Annotated in this window: 16 protein-coding genes, 1 tRNA gene and 1 pseudogene; 10 read left to right on the top strand and 8 right to left on the bottom strand. The window is 58.1% G+C overall.

The genetic code is table 11. The features are described 5' to 3' along the window. Nucleotides 1–1284 precede the first annotated feature (1284 nt). Nucleotides 1285–1884: a hypothetical protein gene (locus ACK9YZ_RS20415; RefSeq protein ID WP_416064985.1), complete on the top strand. Its 600-nt coding sequence runs from the start codon at nt 1285–1287 to the stop codon at nt 1882–1884. Beyond that, nucleotides 1881–2090, top strand: coding sequence for a hypothetical protein (locus ACK9YZ_RS20410; protein WP_416064984.1), 210 nt, complete (start codon nt 1881–1883; stop codon nt 2088–2090). Before ACK9YZ_RS20415 ends, ACK9YZ_RS20410 begins: the two co-directional genes overlap by 4 nt. A 49-nt stretch (nt 2091–2139) precedes the next feature. Here the strand turns inward: ACK9YZ_RS20410 and ACK9YZ_RS20405 are convergent, their stop codons facing one another. Next, entirely contained in the window at nt 2140–2439 is a 300-nt protein-coding gene (locus tag ACK9YZ_RS20405) for a hypothetical protein (protein WP_416064983.1), read from the bottom strand. A 196-nt stretch (nt 2440–2635) separates the two neighbouring features. On the opposite strand from ACK9YZ_RS20405, the gene ACK9YZ_RS20400 reads away from it, so the two are divergent. Together ACK9YZ_RS20400 and ACK9YZ_RS20395 are read left to right on the top strand one after the other, a co-directional pair. After that, a complete protein-coding gene (locus tag ACK9YZ_RS20400) occupies nt 2636–3220 on the top strand; it encodes a recombinase family protein (protein WP_416064982.1) in 585 nt (194 codons plus the stop codon). 639 nt (nt 3221–3859) lie between these two features. After that, nucleotides 3860–4033 carry a hypothetical protein gene (locus ACK9YZ_RS20395; RefSeq protein WP_416064981.1) on the top strand — a complete coding sequence of 58 codons (174 nt, stop codon included), beginning with the start codon at nt 3860–3862 and terminating at the stop codon, nt 4031–4033. A 184-nt stretch (nt 4034–4217) separates the two neighbouring features. On the opposite strand, the gene ACK9YZ_RS20390 is transcribed toward ACK9YZ_RS20395, so the two are convergent. The 4 genes from ACK9YZ_RS20390 to ACK9YZ_RS20375 form a co-directional block, all read right to left on the bottom strand. Then, on the bottom strand, nt 4218–4961 hold the full coding sequence (locus tag ACK9YZ_RS20390) for an NYN domain-containing protein (protein ID WP_416064980.1): 744 nt from the start codon (nt 4959–4961) through the stop codon (nt 4218–4220). A 176-nt stretch (nt 4962–5137) separates the two neighbouring features. Continuing rightward, on the bottom strand, nt 5138–8497 hold the full coding sequence (locus ACK9YZ_RS20385) for a DUF499 domain-containing protein (RefSeq protein WP_416064979.1): 3360 nt from the start codon (nt 8495–8497) through the stop codon (nt 5138–5140). 10 nt (nt 8498–8507) lie between these two features. Then, nucleotides 8508–11393, bottom strand: a complete 2886-nt coding sequence (locus ACK9YZ_RS20380; protein ID WP_416064978.1) for a DUF1156 domain-containing protein — start codon at nt 11391–11393, stop codon at nt 8508–8510. Between the two features lie 77 nt (nt 11394–11470). Then, the gene (locus ACK9YZ_RS20375) at nt 11471–14977 is read right to left on the bottom strand and encodes a helicase-related protein (protein WP_416064977.1); all 3507 of its coding nucleotides are present in this window, start codon (nt 14975–14977) and stop codon (nt 11471–11473) included. A gap of 1047 nt (nt 14978–16024) precedes the next feature. On the opposite strand from ACK9YZ_RS20375, the gene ACK9YZ_RS20370 reads away from it, so the two are divergent. The 4 genes and pseudogenes from ACK9YZ_RS20370 (at nt 16025) to ACK9YZ_RS20355 (ending at nt 18973) form a co-directional block, all read left to right on the top strand. Beyond that, nucleotides 16025–16663 carry a hypothetical protein gene (locus ACK9YZ_RS20370; protein ID WP_416064976.1) on the top strand — a complete coding sequence of 213 codons (639 nt, stop codon included), beginning with the start codon at nt 16025–16027 and terminating at the stop codon, nt 16661–16663. Between the two features lie 103 nt (nt 16664–16766). Further along, nucleotides 16767–16856: transfer RNA gene (locus ACK9YZ_RS20365), tRNA-Ser, on the top strand. A gap of 342 nt (nt 16857–17198) precedes the next feature. Next, nucleotides 17199–17335 (top strand): annotated as a pseudogene (locus ACK9YZ_RS20360) (ATP-dependent DNA ligase); the annotation flags it as partial. A gap of 6 nt (nt 17336–17341) precedes the next feature. Further along, nucleotides 17342–18973, top strand: coding sequence for an ArnT family glycosyltransferase (locus tag ACK9YZ_RS20355; RefSeq protein ID WP_416066780.1), 1632 nt, complete (start codon nt 17342–17344; stop codon nt 18971–18973). Between the two features lie 135 nt (nt 18974–19108). Here ACK9YZ_RS20355 and ACK9YZ_RS20350 read toward each other — a convergent pair whose 3' ends face one another. The 3 genes from ACK9YZ_RS20350 to ACK9YZ_RS20340 are packed head-to-tail and all read right to left on the bottom strand — an operon-like array spanning nt 19109 to nt 22596. Further along, entirely contained in the window at nt 19109–20809 is a 1701-nt protein-coding gene (locus ACK9YZ_RS20350; RefSeq protein ID WP_416064975.1) for a flotillin family protein, read from the bottom strand. Further along, a complete protein-coding gene (locus ACK9YZ_RS20345) occupies nt 20806–21456 on the bottom strand; it encodes an OB-fold-containig protein (protein WP_416064974.1) in 651 nt (216 codons plus the stop codon). The genes ACK9YZ_RS20350 and ACK9YZ_RS20345 overlap by 4 nt, the downstream gene beginning before the upstream one ends. 6 nt (nt 21457–21462) lie before the next feature. Continuing rightward, a complete protein-coding gene (locus tag ACK9YZ_RS20340; RefSeq protein WP_416066779.1) occupies nt 21463–22596 on the bottom strand; it encodes a PspA/IM30 family protein in 1134 nt (377 codons plus the stop codon). Nucleotides 22597–22827: 231 nt separating this feature from the next. Here ACK9YZ_RS20340 and ACK9YZ_RS20335 point away from each other — a divergent pair, with 231 nt between their 5' ends. After that, on the top strand, nt 22828–23031 hold the full coding sequence (locus ACK9YZ_RS20335) for a hypothetical protein (protein ID WP_416064973.1): 204 nt from the start codon (nt 22828–22830) through the stop codon (nt 23029–23031). Nucleotides 23032–23205: 174 nt separating this feature from the next. Beyond that, the gene (locus ACK9YZ_RS20330) at nt 23206–23463 is read left to right on the top strand and encodes a DUF2934 domain-containing protein (protein ID WP_216756337.1); all 258 of its coding nucleotides are present in this window, start codon (nt 23206–23208) and stop codon (nt 23461–23463) included. The last annotated feature ends 133 nt before the right edge of the window (nt 23464–23596 follow it).

Here is a 23596-nt window from a genome sequence, read left to right as displayed (position 1 = left end):
TCGCTGCTAGCAGAGTCCGGAACGCCGAAATCATCAAGGAGCGACTGGTCGGGTCTTCCGGATATCCTTTAAGCGTGAAACCGATAGTTCCGGGCTTGATCTCTGCGTGAGCACTCTGCGCCATGACCAGCGCTAGGCAAGTCGCCCCTACAATCTTCCGCATTGTCCCCTCAATTATTCAACCTCAACCACGGTCCTGATGTTTACAGGCCATGTTCGCTGTCAACAAGACATCCCGAAAACACACCTCTCCATGTTGACGTATGTTGACAGCTTTTCCGCGCATTTTGTCTAATGACCATCTCAACAAGGATTTGATGTTGACGTAAGTTAACACTACGTTGACACGAAAACCCCGATTTTGAATTTTTTCCATTCTGTCAACATCGGCGGGTAAGCCGTGCTCGCGTGAGAACAAGCTCGTTGGAAGGTAGGGCGCGCGACTTGCGGCCCCTACGAGTTTCTTGGTCGGTTACGCCTTCGTTGCAATAAACTGTGGCTTTCGCCGACACGCTCCTTTCGCACGGATCGTTGGCAAACCAACGGAAAAAGCTTAGTCGAGTGATCGTCCGGCTGAGCGCCCAATACGACGCGGCTTGCAAAGACCGACCAGGAAAAGCGAGTGACGTTTGATGGACTGCGCGTCTACTAGCGTGCTTGCCGAGGCAAGACGGCGGATCGTCTGGGATTGTGATCATAACCGGCCCACTTCGCACGAAAGGCGCCGCGTCTGTGTTCCGGTGTCGAAACAAAAGGCAGACTACCGTAGGGACCGGGTGACGAGCTGCGGAACGAGAAGGACTTGCGCGCATCCGAGTCCTGTGACCGGCAGGCTGCATGGCCGCTCACTGGCTGCAACCATCGTCGTCCCATAGTGCAACTCGCGACAGGCCCATGAAGCGCGCCGGTGACGATCCTCGAGTCAACCTAAGCACGCAGGGATCTTCTTGTCGCCGGATAAGACTTTAACACCGAACCGGACGGGTTATAGTCAGGAAGAGAAACGATGGCATGCCGGAGAGAGTTCAAATTCGTCGGACGCCGAAGGCGGCCGGAAAGCCCGAAGGGCGCGCAGGCGAGCGCAGCGAGCGTGGCTTTCATTTTGTTGTCCGAATTTCTGACGTAGTTTCTTCATATAAGAAGTATCTGAAAGATAATATGTAGTCATACCACATATGGGAAAAGAGCAAGTTTTCGGACGAATGCTCCCCAATCAAAAAAATCGCGCATCCGGACCTCAAGCTGACTATTCGCACTTCAGAACAGCTAGAAGGATGTCTTACCTTGAACCTCTTGAACTCGACTGAAGCAGATGACGAGCGCGATCGAAAGACGCAGCGCAACCTGATTGCCTACCACAGCGACGAACCAGGCACCGGTGATGAAATTCGTTCGACGACGAATGTTTCAGAACTTGATGAACTCCTTGCGTCGATCGATGGGAGGCCCTTGGAGCCGATAGAACCCAAACGCCCTCCAATGTCCGAGAAGCGTCGAGAGCTGATCGCCGCGAAGCTAAACGAGATCGAGCAATACCGAAAAGACAATCGGCAATCATATCTTGAAGCCAAACGTAAACAAGCTCGGCAGGACTACGCTAATGAGCGAGCCGCTGAGGGACGATATGTCCGCCCCTATCAAAAACACGAGTGCCTGCCTGGAGAAAGCTCATCCGATCGAGAGCGGCGTCTTCATCGGGAACGCAGTCGTCGCCGCACAGGCAAGGACGAGCACACTATTCGCAGCTATGTCGATCTCTCTGGGATGACCGAGGAGGAGAAGAGGATCCGCAAACGTCAACAGGACGCGGAGTCAAAACAACGTCGACGAGCTGCTGATAGGGGTGCGAAGCTCGCTGCAGAGAAGGCAGGAGCAGCTCAATGAACACAGCCGCCAAGAGTTTTGTCTACTACCGGATCGGCGACGACGGCGAATGGGAGCAATGTCGAACGACTGAGTGGCCGCCGTATCGATCAGCGCGTCAGGCTATGGACATGATTGGTGACGCTCTCCTTCGAATCAAGGATATGTCGCCGGCAGAGCGCGAGAGCGAGCTCGAAAGGGTTGCCCAGTTGGTCGAAGGTCTTTGATCCGTCGGTCGCTGTCGGGCCACTCGACACGTTCGGGTCGGAGCACTCTTTAGCGGTTCAGCTTCGCCCGCGACTCTGCAAGTGAAGCAGACAGGTCGGCTGACTTTCGCCGGAGCTCCTCGCGTCCTGGCATCTCGGCGTCGTGTCCACGCTCGTCGCCAGCGTCCTCTGCCGCTTCTTCCGCCTTGTCCAATGGGGTCAGCGCCGCGATGACGATCAAGGCGATCAGGTTGAATATGAAACCAAGAACGAACCAGCCCAAGACGTCTCGATTTTTATTCGATGCGACCATAGCACATGCGCCTCCGAAAACGACGCCGGCGACTCCGATGATCAGCAACAATTTCATTTCTCCCTAGCGCACCGATGATGACCCGAAGGAACGAAAGGGAACCTTTATCCGATACACCAAAGCTGTGATTGCCAAGCCGGGCACATCCTGGCATTTCAAGGATTTCGGGCTCGGCGCCATTTAAAGACCGACAGAGCGAAAAGGTTCCTTTATGTCAATGGCTTAGGCATCGATTAAAGAGGTTCGGGTCGTCATGAAATTGGTTGGATACGCGCGAGTCTCGACCGTCGAGCAAAACCTCGATCTTCAGATCGCCGCGTTGACGGCAGTCGGGTGCGCAGAGATTTTTACCGACCAAGGGATGTCCGGCGCAGACTTTCAGCGTCCGGGTCTGCGGAAGACGCTTCGCTACATTCAGGCCGGCGACATGCTGATCGTGTGGAGGCTCGACCGCCTTGGTCGTTCTTTGGTTGATCTCATAGAGACAGTTAATCGGCTTTCTAGGCGTGGCTGCGAATTCCGATCGCTTACAGAGAATATTGATACGGCTTCATCGGGCGGCCGCCTTCTATTCCACGTCATGGCCGCAATGGCTGAATTCGAGCGGTCGATCATCAGTGAACGGACGAAAGCCGGCATGGAAGCTGCCAGGGCACGAGGAGCCCAAATAGGCCGACGTCCGGCTTTAGACAAAGTTCAAATTGAACAGGCCTACGAGGCAGTTCACGCACTTAGCGAGCCTGTCCACGTCGTCGCGTCTCGTTTCCATGTCCATCCAAAGACCTTGTCGCGCATACTCAGCCAACACAACAATAAGCAAGCAGCTTGTCTTCCTTAATCCCTGCGGAAATAGTCTTTCCCCCTGGAGACGATAGCAGATCTATCATATCTCCAGAGGGGATCCTGCGTCAGCAGTTGGGGAAGAGTTTAGACGTGTCAGGTCGCACCAGGTGGCTTCCATTTACCTGGTATTCACTCCGAATCCTGATCTTGCGATCAAAGCGGTTACGCCCGAGGGCGCGCATTGCGCACGACACTACCACTATCGTCGCGCAACCAATGTTGTGGTTACTGCAAGCAGCATTCACAGAGCATTGTCTTTCGGCATCCTTTCCACGCTCGAGGCGTGCGGCGACAACCTAGGCAAGGCGTCCTACGTTCTCCGTAGGGGAGCGAATGCAAAGATCTTCCGATCGCTTCTGGAAAGCTTGGTGCCCGGTCAGGTTCCCGGTGCCGCCATTGATATTTTGGTCCAGTATGTTTGTGGGGTGACGCCCCACGACTTAGAATAGATCGTTTTGGGTCGCGTTTAGACCGAGCGGGCAAAGAATTTAATTCGAACAGCCATTTGTTGCATTTTTGTCACATATTGGCGTCTCGCAAAGAAAAAGGCGCACCGGCATGCACTTTCTTCGAAATACCGCGATTTCGCGTCTATTCGGCAGGTATCTCAACTCCACAAAGGAAGGTCGCTCGAATGGCCCTCAGTCCTGCACTCCAGAAGCTCGTCGAGAAAGGTGCACGCAAGTATCGCTGTGGCGAGGCATCGGATGACGGCGATGATTTCGATCTTGTCCCACCCGTAAAGATCAAGTTCGAGATCGAGCTTTTTCCTGGTGAGACGCGGACGATTACGATCACAGCAGAATGATTGTATCGGCCGAGCAGAGTATGCTCCTGAGCTTCGGTCCGGCTCCCAGGTTGGTGAGCTTTCGTCAATTGACTAGGAGACTCGCTGGCGCTTTTGGCGCGTCTTATGCTGTGTAGCAACGTCAGAACAAACGAAGCGAGCCGATGAGCGCCTGTGACTCAACCAGAAACATCCCGTCCAGCGATCAAGACTTCTTCTTTGGTCTTGGCTGCTTGACTCGGATCCGTAGTGGCTTGCCCTCGAGCTGGTCGACGTCGAAGGCGTCGGTCTTTCGGACAAGGTCGCTGAGCTTGCGGAACCCATAGGTCCTCGGGTCGAAGTCCGAAGCGAGGTTGGCAAGCTGAGTCCCCACGGCGCCGAGCAGCACCCAGCCATCCTCGGTTTCCATCTGGCCAATGACCTTCTTGATGATCGGTGTCGCGGCGCTCGGCGGCTGAAGCGACTTCGATGTGCTGCTCACGTCGCTGTCGTTGGAGGTTGCGGCCGGAAGCAGGTTCTCGGTGTAGATAAATCGACGACACGCCTGCCGAAAACTCTCCGGCGTCTTCTGCTCGCCAAAGCCGAAGACGTCGACGCCCTCCTCACGGATACGCGACGCGAGGCGAGTAAAGTCGCTATCTGATGAGACCAGGCAGAAACCATCGAAGCGTCCGCTGTGCAGCAGGTCCATCGCATCTATCACAAGGGTAATGTCGGACGCGTTCTTTCCGGTCGTGTAGGCGAACTGCTGCTGAGGAATGATCGCATGCTTTGCGAGCACCTCGATCCAGGCCTTCGAGCGTGCGCTTGCGAAGTCGCCATAGATCCGCCGGACGCTCGCCTCTCCGATCTTGGCGATCTCCTCGAACAGTCCATCGACGATCTTTGCCGATGCGTTGTCGGCGTCGATCAGAACGGCCAGGCGTGGAGAGCGCTGTCCATTTGCCATTGTTTGAGCTCCCCCGCGCGACTACTGATTGTCTCGATCAGACTTTTGCATCTATCGATACTAGGTCAAGCATCGTCGCCCAAATTGACCAGAGAGACTCGCTTGGCGCGTTTGGCTTGTCGGACGCTACGTTGAATCGCATGAGGCGAGGCCATTAAGCTTCGGTGAGCACGCAGCTACTCGTCGAACCCCGTCGACTCGGCTTTGAACTTTAACTGCTTTGCGTTGTCCCTGATGACGCCCACGTCCCCCTCGTCGAATCCCTCGGCTGCTGCGGCCTCAATCTCGAGCGTCAGCGTTATCTTCGCACCTTGCGTGCGTTGCAGTTCCATTACGACAGCATTGAGGATAGCGTCGAACGACTTAACGGGGCGGACCATATCGATCTCAACCGAGCCGTAGAAGCGCCTCGGCTTACCAGGACTGACAGGTCCAGACACGACGGGGGTTGAGCCCTGGGCGGGAACGGCTGGCTGACCGGGGGATGTCGAGCCCGCTGTCCCTCCGGAAGCCGGACGCGATACAGCGGTCGCTTCTTCGTCAATCTGCCGACGGGCTTCGGCTTCGCGCACTATCAATCCCGTAGAGAGATCTATATTCGGCGGATCCTTGGCCCAGATGAGCTTGTGATATTTGTCCGTGGCCTCGTCGAAGCTCTCGGCAAATCCGAACTGAGGATCGAGCTTCGCCAACGCGTCGCGGATCGCGCCCTCGAGCACCACCCGGTCGCGCAGCTTCGGCAGGTAGACATAGGACGCGAACCAGTTGGTAATTTCGGAGATTGGCAGGTGCGGCCTGTCCTCTGGCCAGATCGGTTTCAGCGCGAGCCAGAGTCGCTCGGTGCCAAGCTTCTCCAGTGCTATCCCATCAGCCTTCGCTTTGTCGTAGACCATGGCTGGTATCGCCGGCCGGTCGCGCGATGAGATCTGGTTGTGCTCGAGCTCGAAGGGCTTGCCGGGCGTTTCGCTCTTGACGGGATAGAGAATGTGGCTCCAGGCAGCTCTCACAGCTTTCTGGGCCGAGTCCCGGTTCGTCTTGGCCTTGTCCTTAGCGTCCGCAGACTGCGCCTGGGTCATCTGCTGCTGCAGCCGGTCGTCCGATGCGATAGACGCCCAGGCAATGGCCTTGCGCATCACCTCTCGCGCAGTGCCGAGCTGCGCCACATCGGGTGCGACGAAGACCAACGTGTTCCTGAACCGCCTCTGTGAAGAACGGCAACGAGTGAGTGCATCACTGACCGCCTCGGTCGCAGGGGACTTCTCAGCGCCGCGACCGGCATGTGGGTGGGCGGGGCCAAAAATGACGAGTGACAGGGCCTGGGCCTCGTCGATCGTGACCGGGTCGTCGGGAGCGGCGAAGACGCGATGGAAGCCACTTGCGGCCCTCGCATCGTCGCGTAGCACGTCGGCGATTGCAGCATCGACCTCGTGATCGGGAAGCGCCCTAGCGCGATCGTCGGCAAGGCGGTTAAGTGTCGGCTGCGTAGAGAACCAATATCGACCTGCCTCTTCGTAAAGGTAGGTCGCTCGCTCTGTTAGCTCACGCAACGCCTCGCCGAAGATCGCAAGCTGGTCACCAGGCTCGGCACAGGCAAGTCGCAACCCCTGACCAGTCACACCGGCGTTAGGCTGACCGACCAGCGGCGCCGAACAGACGAACACCGCGCGTGCGGCGCGGGTGGCAGCGCGCGCCTGCGATATCCGGCGGGACGGGTTGGCCTCCATGAGGCTTGGCAGCGAGCTATCACCATCGACCTCCCTGTCAACGACGGCGCCGAAGGCAGGATCGAGCGGATAGAGCACGCTTGCACGCACACGTTCATTGCTGACCGGAACGCGGGCCGGCGTGATCATCGGGTCGCGGGATTGTCCATGCCAGAGCACGCCGACAACGTTCGCCATGAAGCGCAGCACTCCACGCGTCCGCTGGAATTTCTCGAGACTTGCCCAATCTTTCGACAGACGGTCGAAGAGCTCGGGGTGAATGGGATACGACAGCCGCAAGAGTTCGAGATAGCGCGCCTCCTTCGTCGCCGGCGGAAACTCGGCGGCGTTGGACTTGTAGAGATTGTGGAAGGCCTTGACGGTCTCGTCACGCGCCTTCTCCCCTTCGGCGTCGAGCGGCTGGAACAGACGGCGGCGGATAATCTCGTAGGTCTCGTCGCCCGAGGCTGGGAGCCAGGCGGATTGCACGCGCCCGAAGATCTTCTCGAGCCTCAAAAGCGCCCTCACGCCACGCTCGCCGCCCGCTTCGGCATTGCTCTCGGGCAGCGAGCCCACGATCAATATACCGGGCACCATCTTTGCCGCCTCGGTCAGTGACTGGATGAAGGAGAGTAGTGCCTCGAAGCGGTCCTCATCGAGTTGCCGGGCGAACATAGTCAACTCGTCGAGCAGGATCACACTCGGTCCGGCGAGCTTGAACACCTCGACCATCAGCTCGGATGCGGGGCTGGTGCGCGCGGCTTCGGCCTCGGCGACGAGATTCAATCCCTCCTCGCCGGCGATGCGCCAGGCGATATAGCCCCAGAGTGTGTGTAGCCGAGGGCCGTCCTTGATATTGAGCGACACATCGACGCCCTTCGAGGAACCGACAAAAACCGAGATCTTCGGCTTCGGCAGTGCTGCAATACCGAGGCGATCGAGGATCTCGGCAACGCCGGGGAGTGCGCGAGGGTCGCCGCCGTCCTGTAGGTGCTTCACGAGATGAAAGAGCGCGAGCATGGTGTGCGTCTTGCCGCCGCCGAACGCTGTCTGCAGGCCGATCACGGGATCGCCACCCGAACCGCCCAGGCGTTGCACCGCAGTCGCCAGGACGCGCTTCAGGCCCTCGGTGAGGAAGGTGATGCCGTAGAAGGCCGAAGGCGTTGCATAGCCCTCACCGGCGAGGCCGGCGTCGACAGCAAAGAGGTCGGCGGCGAACTCGGCTTCCTTGAAACGGTTGGCGATCACGTCGGGATGCGGCAGCGCCACTTCGATCCAGGGCTTAAGCGCACCGACGGAGGGCTCCGGGGCAGTCAAACCGAGCTGCGGCTGGGCCGCTGTCTCCACCACCTTATTGACGGCCGGCGTTGCCGGATCGACCTGGCCGGACTCGATGCCGGTGTTGCGCTGCGCGGCGTAGGCGGACTTTACCTTCTCGAGAGTCGCTGTAGGGGCCTTGAGGATCTCGGCGAGCTGCAGCATCGCGAACAGGTAATTCAACGCTTCGGCGTCGCTGAGCGGCAAGTTCAGGTGCGATGTAGCATTGCGCGCGTCGAAAGCGACGGATATGTGGTTACGCGCCTTGTGCATGACCTTGCGGTCGAAGCAGGCGTAGAACACCTCGTTCCAGTTGTCGATGATGGTTTTTAGCAGACCATAGGCGTCGAGTGGATCGTTGGAACCAGATCCAACGGCACGGCTGGCATAGTGCAGCCAGCGCGGTCCGTGCTTCTTCTTCATGTTGGCTTCGACGAAGCCCTCAAGCACCGGTTTCAGGACGAAATCCAGTGTGTCTCGGACCCGCTTCGTTCCTTCGATATCTTCTCCCGCCATGGTCAGCTCCTCAGAGATCGAACGCGGCCTGCGCCGGCTTTGTGGTGGACGGCGCGACCCTTGTGCCGGCGTCCTCGAGATGTGGCCATTCCTGCGCCAGCTCGTTGTAGACCAGAGCCTCCTGCGACCAACCCTTCTGGGTGGCGATCTCGAAGAGCCGATATGCCAGCTTGCGCGCTTGGTCGCTCGCCGGTCCCATCTGCGCCACCAGCCGACCTGCCGCCTCAGCGCCGCCGTCCTCAGCTGCGAGGAGGCGCGCGACGTGCTGCACGCACTCCCAAATGGTCAGCGTTCTGTCCTTCACAGGCGACCAGTCCTTCGGCAGTTTGTCGCGCGGCGTAAGCGCGGTCTTGCCCTTTAGATCCTCGAAGACACCGCAGCCAAATAGGGCGTCGCTGGCGACGTTCTTGGCGTTGGCAAGCGTGATGAGCTGGCCGGAGGATTTCTCATCAAAGCCGTAAGTCGAGAACCAGGCCAATGCCACCTGCGTCTCCGCATCGAAAGCGGCATCAAGCTCCTGATCGATCTCTTCCCATACACGGTTAATATAAGTGAGCGCGGTCTTCACGGTCATCGCGCTATCGTCATCCTCCAGCACCTTGGCGTGCCGCGAGAACACTCCCATACCGGGGCCGATGACCGACTGCTGCATGTCCACCGGGCCCACGCCGGCTTTGCGGATATCGTCGATGGCCTCGGGCAGTTCACGACGGAGAAGGCGGACAAACTCCGCACGGGTTATCGTTGACGCGTCCGCCGCACGCTTGCGACAAACAAGAACGATAGACGAAGCAAGGGCGTTCGCGCCCTTCCCGATCATTCGTTCCGATTGTTCGCTGCGGACTGGCCAAGTGCCGTCAATTACGAGACCAGCATCGACGGTTGCCTGCAGGAAGCTTGCCCAGCCGGCAGATGTGATGCCATCTTGGGCTACCTCAGATTGCTTAAATGCGTAGTAGATTGCAAGCGGTTCACCGTCCGTAGCCGCATTCCGCATAGCGGTCAGCGCCTGCGCCATTCCGTGCATAAAGAACGTTTCTGCGTTGTCCTTTCCGCCGTGACGATAGGGAGTAGCAACTAATTCGTCAGATTTCGGTGTCGTTAGTCGTCGGAAGAGATCTGGCCAGATGTTTGATAGAGACCTGCGCATCCAGGCGTAGAAAAAATCCGATAGATCGGCATAGCCAATATTGTCGTAATACGGAGGGTCCGTGCTCACTACGATCGGGCTAGGCTGAAAGCCATTGGTGGAAGCGTTGATCATCGAAACGCCTCCCGCACCTGTTCCCGGAACAGTGTCAAGGCAATCCGCGAGGAAAGTGACAGCAGGAGAAAGGCCGCCTACAACGTCTGCAAGTGTATTGGCTTCAGGGAAATCCCAAGCCATTGCGATCGCTTGGCGCGCAAAAAGGTTCATGACCTTTTCGTTGCTTGCGCTCCACCGTGTCACCGAGTTTCCAAAGTCAGCGCAGCGATCGAGGGCCATTGCTAGATAGGTTGCTATCGCATCCGCATAGGCCTCCGCTCCCGTCCCACTGTTGTGCAAGCGGGTCGGATCATCGGACCGGCCAGCCGCGAGGGCATCAGCCAGGACGCGCTCGCGCCCCTCGCTCACTAAATCGGACAAGGTCGTCAGCCCGACGAGCTGACGAGGGGTGAAGAGCGAGGCAAATGTGTTCAATCCGTATTGGACGGTCCAGAAATTTCGAGGGTCGTTTGGTAGCTCGCCCTCCGGCTCCCAATCGGGTTTAGCCGTTAAGGAAAGTCGCTCTTGCTCTGGCGTTGGGTCCAGATAGACCCTTTGTCGGTTCCCCTCAGCAACGATCGCCATGAGAGTTGCCCCCATACGCCCAGCGGCACCCTCAGTTTTCACATAGTCGCTTGTAATCGCGGAACCTGTCAGGGCACATATAAAATTCGAGCCTCGCGCAGTCTTCGTGCCATTCTTCAGCCTGCCTTCTTCCGCCTTGCTCAACTTTCCCGTTTTTACTTCGAAGTGCCAGCCGTCAGGCTTGTTTGAATCGATCACGGGTTCTACCCAGACCTTTCTGCTTTCCTTGGTGGAGAGCATGAAAGACGAGACCAGTGGCACCATGGCGCTCCTCGCCGCCGGATCGGGCGAGCGCACGGTGCGCGCCCAGAGCCAGGCGATGACCGTGGCCTCGGAGCCGTCTGGCAGCCTCGCCTTAGGATAGAGATGGCCGATCCGCCTCTGGGCCTCCTCGCGGATCCACTGGCCATAATAGCGCACGTCCTCGGCGAGGCCCTGTGCGCCCTTGCCGTTCCAGCGGCCGCGCTCAAGTTCCATCCGCGCTTTTGGGTTTACCGGGGGCCGGCCGGCGAATTTCGGGGGGATCTCCACCAGCGCCTTGCCGATCAGCACCGCCACTGGGTTGAGATCGGAGCCATAGGCGCGCAAACCGAGTCGTTGTGCCTCGAGTGGGATCGAGGCTCCACCCGAGAAGGGGTCGTAGATCGGCGGAGCTTTTGCCTGCAGGTAAGCGAGGATCGCCTCTCGCTCGCTCTTCGACGGAGGTTCCTCGCCGAGACCCCAGGCTACCGAACGCGCGATCTCCCATCGTGCCTCGTTGAGGACGCTCTCATCGCGTGACGCTTCCCAGGGCACCATGCGTTCGATGATGCGATGGAGCCTGCGCCGCTCGTTATCTTGCGCCTCTTCTGTCGGAAAGCGATCCGGCCAGGATGAAGGATCGTCCACCAGCTGCGAGAATAGCACTGCGCGGCAAGTAGCCAGTGGCCTGCGGGCCCAGTAAATGTGTATACCCCGAGGGTGCGCACCAATCCCGGGCATCTTCTCGTGGGCGGAGGCCGCGTTGATTGCTTCGAGCGGGATCGAGACCTCGATGAGTTTTTTGCGTGGAGCCGAAGCCGTCATGTTCTACCTATAATTCGGGCGCGTCGCGAGCGTCGCGCATCCAATGTTTTTTCAGCACTCATCAGGGAATCGTCTTTTCAAGACGGTGTTGTTCCCATCGATAGCAGATCAGCAACGTTGAAAACCACCGCTGTCTCGCCGAAACCCAATTCCCTGTGGAAGAAGCGGCGGACATAGACCGGTTCGCGCGCAAAGCCCTCCTCGATCTGCACTATCGCCAGGATGAAGGCCTCGGCCGCGTTCAAGGACGACAACAGCTCGTTCTTGGTCAGGATGATGTCCCGACCGTCGGTATGCCGGCCCTTGACCTCGATGAAGCGAAGGTGGCCGGTCTTACCGTCGCGGCTCTCTATATCCCAGCCCTTCTTTTCGGACGCGACGTCGCGAGGAGCGTGCCCGAGCGCAATTTCGGTCGCCATCACCGTCTCCATCGCCTTCCTCTCAGATTCAGCCCGCAAGACCGGATCCTCGGCAAAGCCGCCTGCGATGGGCGCAACGTGTGCCGGTATTCTGGCCTCAAGCAATCCGCGGGGGATCACCAGCGCAGCACCCTTCAGCACCGGCGGCAGTGCGGAGATCTGCCGCTCATGATCGAGTTCCGTCTGGCGCTTGTGCAATCTTTCGACCAAGCGTGCGGCCGTCGTCTCGGCGTTCTGGGCGTTGACGCGTTGCTCCTTACCGGCGCGCTCTTCCTCGCGAAGCCGAGCAGCCCGCGCATCCCAATAATTGATTTCACGGGTGAGTCGCGCTCGCACCTCGCGCTCGACCTTGTCGATCTCGGCGATCCTGCGCCTCCGCACCTCTTCGAGGTGATGCGGCACGAGAGAAGCGATCGCGTAGCCGAGGGCCCGCTTCTCGACATTGCCCGCCAACCAGGTTGCATTAGACGCGTCGGCTATTCTTGAACGCTCCTCCTCGGTGATCGGGCGGAAATCGAGATAAGGTGCCGGTCCGCCATCGAGCGCGGATCCGTTTTCCTTCAGGAACAGGAACTGCAGGCGCTGGGAGATGACGCGCGGTTCGCCGGAGTGGCTGACGCCCGCATCGCGGACCGCGTGCTCCAGGTAGACGAGCAGACGAGTATCCTGGCTGTCATCGGAGTCATCGACCAGGACCGAGCCCTGGCCGAGAAGCGGCTGGAACCGTTCGAGCACCAGGTCCACTAGGGCTTCGAGCAACGGGTGGCCAGGCGCCACGAGTTCCGCTTGAGGCTGCCCGACGATCAGCGCTTTTTCGAAAGTGATGCGCGCGTAGCGATCTAGAACCGGGTCTGATCGGCCGATCAGCCGGTCACGTTCCTTGAGGATCGATGGCACGCGCAGGATTTCGAAGCGACCCTTTTCGCGCTCCGCAATCCGTCCGCCGAGCATCACGAAGGCCTCTCGGAAGAAGGCGCCGATGAAATGCGGCTGCAGGCGGCGGGCAGCGGCGCGCTCCATCTGCTCGCGGATCTCGGCGACAGAATTCGGGTTCATTCCCTCCGACGTGAGCTTGCGCTCGGCGACCAGTGTCTCGATCGCATCAACGTCGACGGCGCCATCGACCTTTTTGAACAGCTCGGCCTTCTTTTCAGGACGGTCGCCATAGCGGATGGCCTCGACAAGCAGGTCGCGCAGCGCCTGGCCCTCGAACAGCTCGCCGAGAACGTCGTAGACCTTTCCGCCGAGTGCCGTTCGCGCCTCTTCGAGTTTCTCGAGCAGCCGACGGTAGACCTCGCCCTCGCGCGTGTTGGCCGCGCAAAGGTTCCAGAGATGGCAGACTTCTGTCTGGCCGATGCGATGGATGCGGCCGAATCGTTGTTCGAGCCGGTTGGGGTTCCAGGGCAGATCGTAGTTGACCATCAAGTGCGCGCCGCGCTGCAGGTTCACACCTTCACCAGCGGCGTCGTTGGCGATCATAACCCTGACCCGCGGATCGGAATTGAAGGCGGCGATGGCCGCCCGCCGGGCCTCCCGCGCGATGCCGCCATGAATGACGACAACGGCAGAAGGATCGCCGACCAGCGCGCCGATCTTCTGCTGCAGATATTCGAGCGTGTCCTTCGGTTCGGTGAAGATCAGCACTTTGCGGCGAAGTCCTGTCGATTTGTCGAGCATCAATGGCTCGTCGAGGATCGACTGAAGCTCTCGCCATTTTGCATCCTGGCCGGATAGCTTGAGCCTGAGCGCGCGCTCCTCGAGGTCCTGGAGGATGACGATCTCGGCCTCCAGCTCGGCCAGTGTCAAGGCCGCGGTCGCCTGGTCAACGATCTGCTCCTCTGCCGCCTCCGCCTCTACGCCTGGCACCTCTTCGAAGTCTTCGGGATCATAGCGCGGAAGGTCGGGTGACCTCGCGAGCGCAGACGATCCACCCTGGCGCATCAGCTTCTCTTCGCGCAGCCGTTCTTCCAGGCGTTTGCGTCGCCGCTCGAGCGAGCGATGAATAGCAGCTGGCGAGGAGGCCAGTCGCCGCTGCAGGATCTGCAAAGCGAAGCCTACGCTCGATCGCCGTTTATCGTCACCTGTATTGTCGGCGCGGTTCATCTCCTCGCGGACGTAGGTCGTAACAGCCTGGTAGAGATCCGCTTCTTCCAACGAGAGTGCATAGCTTGCTGTATAAGCTCGGCGCTCGGGGAATAGCGGAGTTCCATCGAAGCGATAGAGCTCCTCCTTCGTGAGGCGGCGCATCATGTCCGAGACGTCGGCCTTGTGCACGCCCTCTCGAAAGCGGCCCTCGAACCGGTCGACATCGAGCAAGCCCATGAACAGCTGAAAATCCGCTTCCTTGCCATTGTGCGGAGTGGCCGACATCAACAAGAAGTTCCGGGTGTGCGAACCGAGGAGCTTGCCGAGCTTATGTCGCCGCGTCTCTTTCACCTCGCCGCCAAAATACGAAGCAGCCATGCGATGGGCTTCATCACAGATGATGAGATCCCAATCCGCTGCCGCTTCGAGTTTGGACTTTAGTTCATCCGAACGCGCGGCCATGTCCAACCGCAGGATGAGTCGGTTCTTCTCGGTAAATGGGTTACCTGTGACCGAGGCCTCGATCTGATCTCGCGTAAGCAGATCGAAATGAAGGCCGAACTTCTCGGACATTTCTTCCTGCCACTGCTCGACCAAGCTGCCAGGCGCAACGATGAGACAGCGCTCGAGGTCGCCGCGGATCAGAAGCTCCTTGATCAGCAATCCAGCCATAACGGTTTTGCCAGCGCCCGGATCATCAGCCAGCAGAAAGCGTAGTGGCTGACGTGGCAACATCTCGCCGTAGACCGCTGTGATCTGATGTGGGAGCGCCTCGATTTGTGAAGCGCTCACGGCAAGATAGGGATCGAAAAGGTGGGCTAGGCGTATTCGATACGCCTCCGACGCCAAGCGGAGAAGAGCGCCGTCAGCATCAAAGGCATATGACCGGCCAGCACTGATTAACTCGAACGCAGTTTCTTCGCCTCTATAGAGGAGTCGCTCGCCCACCCTGCCGCCGACCCTGAAAACTAAGTTCATCGCGTCCTGACCGAAGCGCGAGACAGAAACGATCTCCGCGATACCTTCTGACGCCAGACCTTTAATACGCGATCCAGGCTTTATTTCTTCGAACTTAGTCATCTACAGCTTATGAAGAAAATTGAACAACCGACGGATTCGACTTGTGACTTGGTAAATACTCGACTTACGCGTTTAATCAGGTAAAGCGCCCATGAAAGTTTGGTCACAGTGACGAGATTCTAGCCGGAAACTGACGGTTGTGGTAGCACCATCGTGCCAATTTCTCTTTGTTTTGCCTTGGAGGCAACAGAAAACAATTCCGCGGGTCGCTGATATCAGGCCCGCCCATCCTAACGAGCTCAAAAAAGCTCGGTAGCGAGTTCAAGGATCTGATCTATTAGTTGTTGCAAATGTTGATGAGGGGGGTGCAGCGTGACTACTTGCTACAATTGTGGCGGGAGGATCGTGTTTCGATACCAAGGAGGTAGCCCGGTTCCCATTCACACTGACGGTGGTTGGTGCTCCGGTTACCAAGGGAACCAGTCGTTACCGATGCCCACCGCGTTCGAAACGACCGCTTCTTACGTTAATCCAAACGCAGAATGCCCCGTTTGCCATGTAAGAGTGTATTATTATCAAAGTCCCTATGGCGGACGCGTATTCTTTGACGACTTGGGGTGGCCGTGGCCTAAGCATTTATGCACAGACAACCGAGAGTCTCAGACCAAGCCTGTAAAAACAATTGCGTCAAGTATTTATACCACATTCCGAAATAGGCATGGGGAACATCTTGATCTGTATAAGCTAATCTCTCTGTCAGACCGCGGTCAAGCCGTCGAAATGCGCTTCAAGACGATGCGTGGTGACCGGTCCTTCTCTGGAGATATCAGTAAAACTGAGTTAAATCGACAATATATCACTCCTGATGATCTAAAGGCGGCGCCATCATTCGTTGTTCGGAAGTATTCAAACGTTCGTCTGCTGGAGTTCATCTCCGGAAGAAAACAGATTATCGACCTATTTGAGCTTCATCGGCCGGCGCAGGTGACACAATACGGACGTTGATGTCGGTTGGCGGAGTGCATAGGTAAATTATCAATTTCTGCAATTCGATAAGAGTAAGACAACCTCGGCTTCCCGCCACAGCCGTTCGCCTATGGATGCATCATGAAAAAACCCTCATCTGTCACCGCCTTGACCGAATTTGGACGCACCCGCCTCTCGAAATCGTTCTTCATGCGCGACTTCCTCTTTTCAGACGTTGCCGCGATTCACGGGATCGCCAACGTGCCGGACAATCCCGATATCGCGATCGCTGCGGGAAGCAAATTATGTGAGCTGTTGCTTGAACCACTGCAGGATCGCTTTGGCCGGCTCGCCATCCGATCAGCATTTCGCTCGATCGAGGTCAACGGATTTTGCAACGAGATGCAACGAGCCGGGAAATCTGGCTATACCTGCGCGTCTAATGACCGCAACTTTGCTGGGCACATATGGGATCAACCCGACAGAAACGGTGGCATAGGCGCAACTGCGTGTATTGTTGTGCCGGCGTTCTGGGATCACTTCCAAGCACCGGGCGACTGGCGAAAGCTTGCATGGTGGATCCATGATCACCTACCCTACTCCTACCTTGAGTTTTTCCCGACTTATTGGGCCTTCAATATTCAATGGCACGAGAAACCGATCCGCCAAATATACAGCTTTGCGGAGCCTCGCGGATGGTTAACGAAATCAGGCATGGAGAACCATGAGGGGAGCCACGACGAAGAGTGGACTGGTATCGTGGAAGCATGCAAGCTGTAGGCACAGCTCGGCCACAATGACGGTGCGCCTCCACCGGTTTTGCCATCCCACCCTTCTATCGTTATGAGAACGCCCGCGCCGAACAAGCGCCGACCAAGACTGCGGAGAGGTGGCAGAGTGGTCGAATGCACCGCACTCGAAATGCGGCATACCTGCAAGGGTATCGTGGGTTCAAATCCCACCCTCTCCGCCATAACGCTCCAAGCACTTGATTTTCCAGCAAGCTACTGAGATATCGAATGTTTCGAGTAATCTGTTGTAGTTCGCTGCCAGGCGGAGCTTATGATCGCGCAGCAGCTCGTCCGACGAGATGACGGGCAATGGGCTTTCTGCGTCGCTGTTCCCGAATACTTCGTGAAGCCACAACGCCGAAACCTTATCAATAAAATCAATTTGTTGAAGTGAGTCTCAGCTGGCGTTTGGCGAATATTTGGTAGCCACCTCGCCGATGTTCTTATCATGTTCGCACGAGAGATGGAGTCGGTAATCAATCTGGGCGAATTGCTTTTCAAGGCAATGCTGGTGAACTGCCGTCATGACAAAGCCGCCCCGCAAGCCTTCCAAGCCGCTCCGCAGCCGACCGCGCCGGCGGCGAGATCCCGGTCAGCCTAATCTGCCTGTCGATCCATGCCGGCGCGTATCGTGCCGTGTCGGGCGTCAGGGAGGGCACGGTTTCTGATGACCGCCGACCCGGAATTGAATCAGGCTGAAGGCCGGCAATATCGGCGGCAGACGGCAGGTCGGGAGATGGCCGCTCGCAGCTACCTGAGCCTAAATACGGCGATTTTGCTGGGGATCCTGTTTATTGCGATCGTCTTCAGGTTCCACAAGATCACCTTGCCTCTGGTCGACGGCTTCAGCTGGCGCGAGACAAGTACTGCGATGATGGCCGACAATTTCCGGCAGCGCAGCTGGAACATCCTCTTTCCGGAGGTCAGCTGGACTGGCCCCGGGCCAAGCTATCAGGGCCGCGAATTCCAGATCGTCAGTTACCTGACGTCCCTGCTCTACCAGCTCTTCGGCTGGCACGACTGGTTCGGCCGTGTGGTTGCGGCATTCTTCGGTCTGGTGACGGTGTTTTCGCTGCACAGGCTTACGGCGCTCGGCTGGGGTGAGATGCACGCCCACGCCGCGGCACTTGCCTACACCCTGATGCCGGCGGCTATCATGATCGACAGCTCGTTTCTTCCCGATCCCGCGATGCTGGCCTTGGTCACTCTTGGCATCTGGCTGTTTGCCAAATACTGGATCGGCGGCAGCGGCTGGCTCTTGCCGCTCGCCACGGTCAGCTTCTCGCTCGGCGCGCTGTCGAAACCGCCAGGCATCGTCGCCGGCGCCGTCGTCTTCTATCTGATGATCGGCTGGATTCTGGAGAAGAAACGAAAGCAGGCGACCTGGGTCTTCCTGTCGGGGCTTTTGAGCCTGGCCATTATTGGCGCTTATTTCAGCTGGGCGATTTATCTCGGCCGCAGCTATCCGCCGTTTCATGTCGCCGGCAGTGGTGGCTATATCTGGGATGACGGCTTTTGGACATATGTCAAAGACAGGTTCTACTTAAAATCCGCCTGGAGCACCTCGGTCTTATGGTTCTACGGGTATCCGTTCATGATGCTGTTCGTGGTCGGCTTGTGGATGCCGCCCCGACCCGCGGAAGACCTGAAGCAGCGCACGCTTTCGGCCATTCCCTATGTGTGGCTGGCTGCGGCCATGATCCTCTATCTGGCAGCGGCGGGAGAGATCACCAGCAACGTGTGGAACTTCCACATCTTCCATGTGCCGGTCGCGATGTTCTGCGGCCACGGCGCGCTTCTTCTGGCAACGTTTTCATCGAGAACCATCCTGACACCGGCGGCCGTGCTTCGCTCGATCTGCATCGTGGCGGTCGCGCTTGTCTGGTCGACCTTTCCCCTCGTCAGGGCGATGAAGAAGCCAGTCGCCATGAAGGGTATGCTGCTTGGCGAGGAACTGGCGCGGTTGGCGCAACCAGGCGACCTTGTCGTCGCCATCGCATCCGAGGTCGGCGATCCCGTCGCAGTCTACTACAGCAGGGCGCGCGGCTGGGTGTTCCCGCCTGGTGGAGGCAATGTCGAGTGGTCGAAATTCGTCGCGGATGACGCCACCGCGATCGCGCAACTCGAAGAACTGCGCGCGCAGGGCGCGGATCTGTTTGGCGTGGCCAAAAACGCCACCGACAAGGAGAACCGGCAGTTCGTCGAGCATCATGATGGGGTCATCGACTATCTGAACAAGACCGCAACCAAGCTTGTGGATTCGGATGATTTGCTGGTCTACAGAATCACCCGCCCATGAGAGCTGCGACTAAAGTCGCCAACCGCTGCTCTCAGCGCAAGACAACAATTGACTGGCTGAGATGCTGCGATCGTAAGAAAGGGCGAGGTAACCCGCCCTTTTTGTGTTTCTCGTCTGGAGATCATTGGGGCAAATTCAAAGATCCTCGATCTTGAGATCCACGTCGAGGTCCGTGGCATCCGATTGCGCCACCGAAGCAGGTTGGAGGTTTCCAAGCAAGGAGGAGATTGCATTGTCTCCGACGAAGCCCGCCTCTTTCAACAATTGGTCGAGGACGGGCTTGTTTGCCTGATAGTTCAGCAACTGGCCGGCGAGCCCGTCGCCGAGCCCGATATTTCCGCCCCTGGCATCGCTGCCGTTGCGTCCCAACATGCCGCCGGTGTCGAAGATGCGGATATCGGAAATTTTCTCGATTGGCTTCACCGCCTCTGCCAGCGCCTGCGGGATGATGCGGATGCGCTCGCGCAGGATTTCGTAGTCGATAATCGCCGCACTCAGCCGATTGCGCGCTTCATTCAGCAGGGCTTCGCTCTCGGCCTCGGCCTTGCCGGTCTCCAGGATGCCCTTCGCCTTGATGATTGCGGCGTCTGCCTCAGCCACTGCAAGCGTCTTGATGGCGTCCGCTTGGTCGACGGCGGCCTGCTTCTCGGCTTCGGCGCCGACGGTCACGGCTGTCGCCTCGGTTTCCGCCTTCTTGCGGGCGTCGATGACAGCGATCTGGCGCTCGCGTTCGGCGATCTCGACGGCCTTTGCCGTTGAGACTTTTTCCTCAGCCGCGATAGCCAAAGCTCTTGCCTGTTCGGCCTTTGCCTTTGCCTCGGACTCCTCGCGGCTCTTTGTCGCGACGGCAATGGCGCTTTCCTGGGAAACGATCTGCAAGTCGCGGCGAGCTTCGGTGTCGCGTTGCTGGACGGCGCGGGATGCGTCGATATTTGCGCTTTCGCGGACCTGCTTGGCGAGGGCCTCACGTTCGGCAATCGCCTGTTCGGTGGTGATGCGGGCTTCTTCTTCCGCACGCTTGGCAGCTTGCTCCTGCTGGGCGGTTTCTGCGCGCGTTGCGGCCGACTTGTTGGCGATATCGCGTTCCTGGTTCAGTTCCGCCTCTCGTTTTGTGCGTTCGATAGCGAGTGACTGCTGGCGCGCTTCGAGATCTTTCTGGGCGATGGCGACCTCCGTGTCGCGTACTATCTCGTTACGCTCCTTCTTCCGGCTCTCGGTAATGCGGGTCAGTGTTGCAAGGCCCTGTGCGTCGAAGAAGTTATTCGCATTGAAATGCTTGATATCCGTCTGGTCGAGGCGGGTCAGAGAGACGGATTCCAGCTCAAGGCCGTTTGATTGCAAGTCGGCGCCCACGGCTTCCTGCACCGCCTTGACGAAGTCCATGCGCTGCTCCTGCAGGGCATCGAGGTTCATGGTGGCTGCGACGGAGCGAAGACCGTCCACGAATTTCGCCTCGATCAAAATCCGCAGCTGTTCCGCATCATTGGTGCGATCGCCGAGGGTTTGCGCTGCAAGCGCGATCGATGAGGCGTCCGGTTTGACGCGCACATAGAATTCCGCGCCGATATCGACCCGCATGCGATCCTTGGTGATGAGCGCGTCACCTTCGCCACGCCGAACCTCAAGCCGCAGCGTCTTGAGATTGACGCGTGCTATCGATTGAAAGATCGGGAGGACGACCGAGCCGCCATCAAGGACGACCTTCTGTCCGCCAAGACCGGTGCGAACATAGGCCTCGTCCCGGCTGGATCTGGTGTAGAGCGTTGCGAAAACCAGGCCGATGCCCAGGATCAGTACAAGGCCGATAATGGCCGGCAATAGCAGATCGAATATCATGGTGACTCCCCAGTATATGTATCTGGCGCCTTCAGCATGTCTGACGGCGCAGTGATGGCTATGAAAACATTGGATTTATGGTCGACAATGAGGACCTGGGCGCCGATTGCCATGGGTGGTTCGTTCGGCGCGGCTTTCGCCCTGAACGTATGCCAATTGCTGTGCCGGTCCTTGATCCGAACACGGCCGGGCAGCCCTTGATCCAATGGCCCGACTGTCACTTCGCCAGTCCTACCAATGAATTCGGCGAGGTCGACTGCATAGGTCTCATCACGTGGCACGAGCCGCCCGACGATCCTGGTCAGGGAACGGACTTCAGGGATAGCGACAAGAAAGGCAGGCACCGCGGCCACGAGTGTCGGCAAAGGCAACCAAAGGGTTCGGGCAATCGCCTGGAAAACAAAGCCGTTTATGGCAAACATGCCGAGAAACAGCATCAGCAGCACCAGAACCGGAACTCCACCATGGTTGAGCCATGACAGAAGCCCCGACATGCCACTGCCGTGATCGTCGGGCAACGCCTTTCCGATCAGTTCGCTGAGCGAAAACCCAATCAAAAGGCAGCACATTTCCAGAAGGGTTAGTGCCGCCAGTATGATTGCCGCAATCGCAAAGGGGGTGGAGTGAGGGTCGAGGAAAAGATCCATCGGCGTTTAATTCTGACCGGCCTTGAGCTGGGCGAGCCGGACTTCGATAGCCTGTTCACGATGCAGACGGTCAAGTTCGTCCAGTTCTGCGCTTGCACCCTTATCCTCGGACGGAACTCCTGTGAGGCGTGAGACGGCAGCGGCCGCGCGGGCTGCCCCGTCAGTCGGCCGGTTTCGGACGGCTGCAGTGTCGGAAGCCTCGTGCAGATGTTGAAGACTACGCTTCAAAGCGGTCAGCTTTTCTTCTGCCTCACGGCGTGTCGCCAGGATTGCCTGAAGCGCCTGCTGGCCCTCCTGCAGCTGTGTTCTGGCGGCCGATAGGGCATTGTCGAGTGCGGCAAGCTGGGCCTCCAGATCGATCTGTCTTGCGACGCCTGCCTTCGCAAGATCATCTCGATTGGCCGACATGGCTGTGCGGATCTTGTCATCTAGGGCGCGACGATCGGCTTCGATCTCGCTGCGTCGGGTCTGGATGCGATATTCTTCCGCCCGTGATTTGCCGAGGTCCACGCGGGCCTCGTCGGCAGCAGAATCGATGTCACGAAGCGCCTGTTCGATGACGGCGATCTTGTTTGCTCCTTCGGCCTTGTCGACGGCAGCATTCGCAAGTCCGGCGATAAGGCGGCCTACGCGCGACAATATCCCTTCACTTGTCATGATATTGATCTCCCTTCGGTTTGCATGCGGAGTGACGCCGATATCGATCTGATAGGCGCCGTTGCTGGCAACGAGCTGAGCCGCAAAGATGTTGATCGAACCGTTCGAATAGCCCGCCACGTCGTAAGGAACGATGATCCGGCCACGAACGGTCGCAAGTGACAGTGATGCGGGTCCCTTTATTGAGAATAGTTTTTCATCCAGAGGCAGTCTTGCCGGTGATATCGGATGGCCGCGATTGGATGCGAAGTCGCGCAGACCGAGGGTGACCAGCCTGGCCGGCAGACCGGTTTTCTCCCGGATCGTCTCATAAGCAAGTTCGTGGAGCGTAACGAGATTAGCCCCGTTTTCTTCCGTCAACATCTCGTCAAGCATAGTGAACATTGCCCCATAGGCGGCAAAGGTCTCGTCCAGGGCCTGTTTTGCTTCAGGATCAGGCGAAAGATCGTAGCGCAAAATCGATGTGTGAACTGTTTGGGCCATGATAAAAATATAAAGCACTGCTTTTGTGCTTTCAAGGCGTATTCTCAGTTTTTGGTTGAAATTTATTTCCTGAAATAATCCGGGTACGTGTATCTTTGATCGCGCTGATTTTCGCTCTGCGTTGTAAGACGTTTCCCAGGGATGACAGTAAAGCGGGTGGTCGACCTCTGGCCATCAGGCATCGTGAGATAAGGGACGCTGACGATTCAGGTGCGAGTTGTCTTAGGCGTTTTGAGCATCGCTCCCAGGCGTGCGGCCCAGGCCCTTTCCGGCATGGGAGAACTGGAGCTTATTCATGCCTATAACAATCCCTTCAGCCTGCTTCTGTGGCTACTGACCGGCATCACGATCCTGACGGCAACCGTCATTTTCACATTCATGGGGCGAGGCACCGGCGGGGCCGACGAGATGGCGGAAGAGTCTATCGCTGCCTGATATATTGGGGCGGATCGACGTTTCCGCCCTTTTAACTATAACTGCCGAAAACTACTCTCCGTGACGCAATTTATCCTGCAAAATTACATCCCGCAGTAACGACTCCTAAAGTCCGGTTTGGCACTTTATTCCTATTGATATTGTTTTCGCGTATTTGCTCGCTGGGGTTTTCTAATGAGTCGTAATCGGGATGATTGGGTCAGCCAGCGGGCTTATGCCATCTGGGAAGAGGAAGGCCGACCGCATGATCGGGGCGAAAGCCATTGGGCGCAGGCGCTGAGGGAATTTGAGCAACTCGAAGCCACCAAGGCTTCTGCCGACGGAAGCGATCTCATCGAAAAGCTTAAGGCAGCCGGGCGCTTGATGCGTGCCCATGACGAAGCTGAGGTGCAGGAGAATCGGCACAGCCATCTCATGACAGCCGCTCGCTAGACTAGGCTGAGATCGGCGTCGCAGAGGCGCTTTTATATACTGAGTGTTAAAAGCCGCCAGCCGTCGGCTTTTTCGTTGTCGGGCCGGCTTGTTCGCAAGCGTGATGTGAACATTCCTCGGCTCTGTATATCTA

The sequence above is a fragment of the Rhizobium sp. ZK1 genome (genome assembly GCF_047782645.1).
Taxonomy (GTDB): Bacteria; Pseudomonadota; Alphaproteobacteria; order Rhizobiales; family Rhizobiaceae; genus Rhizobium.
This window is presented reverse-complemented; position numbering and strand designations above follow the sequence as displayed.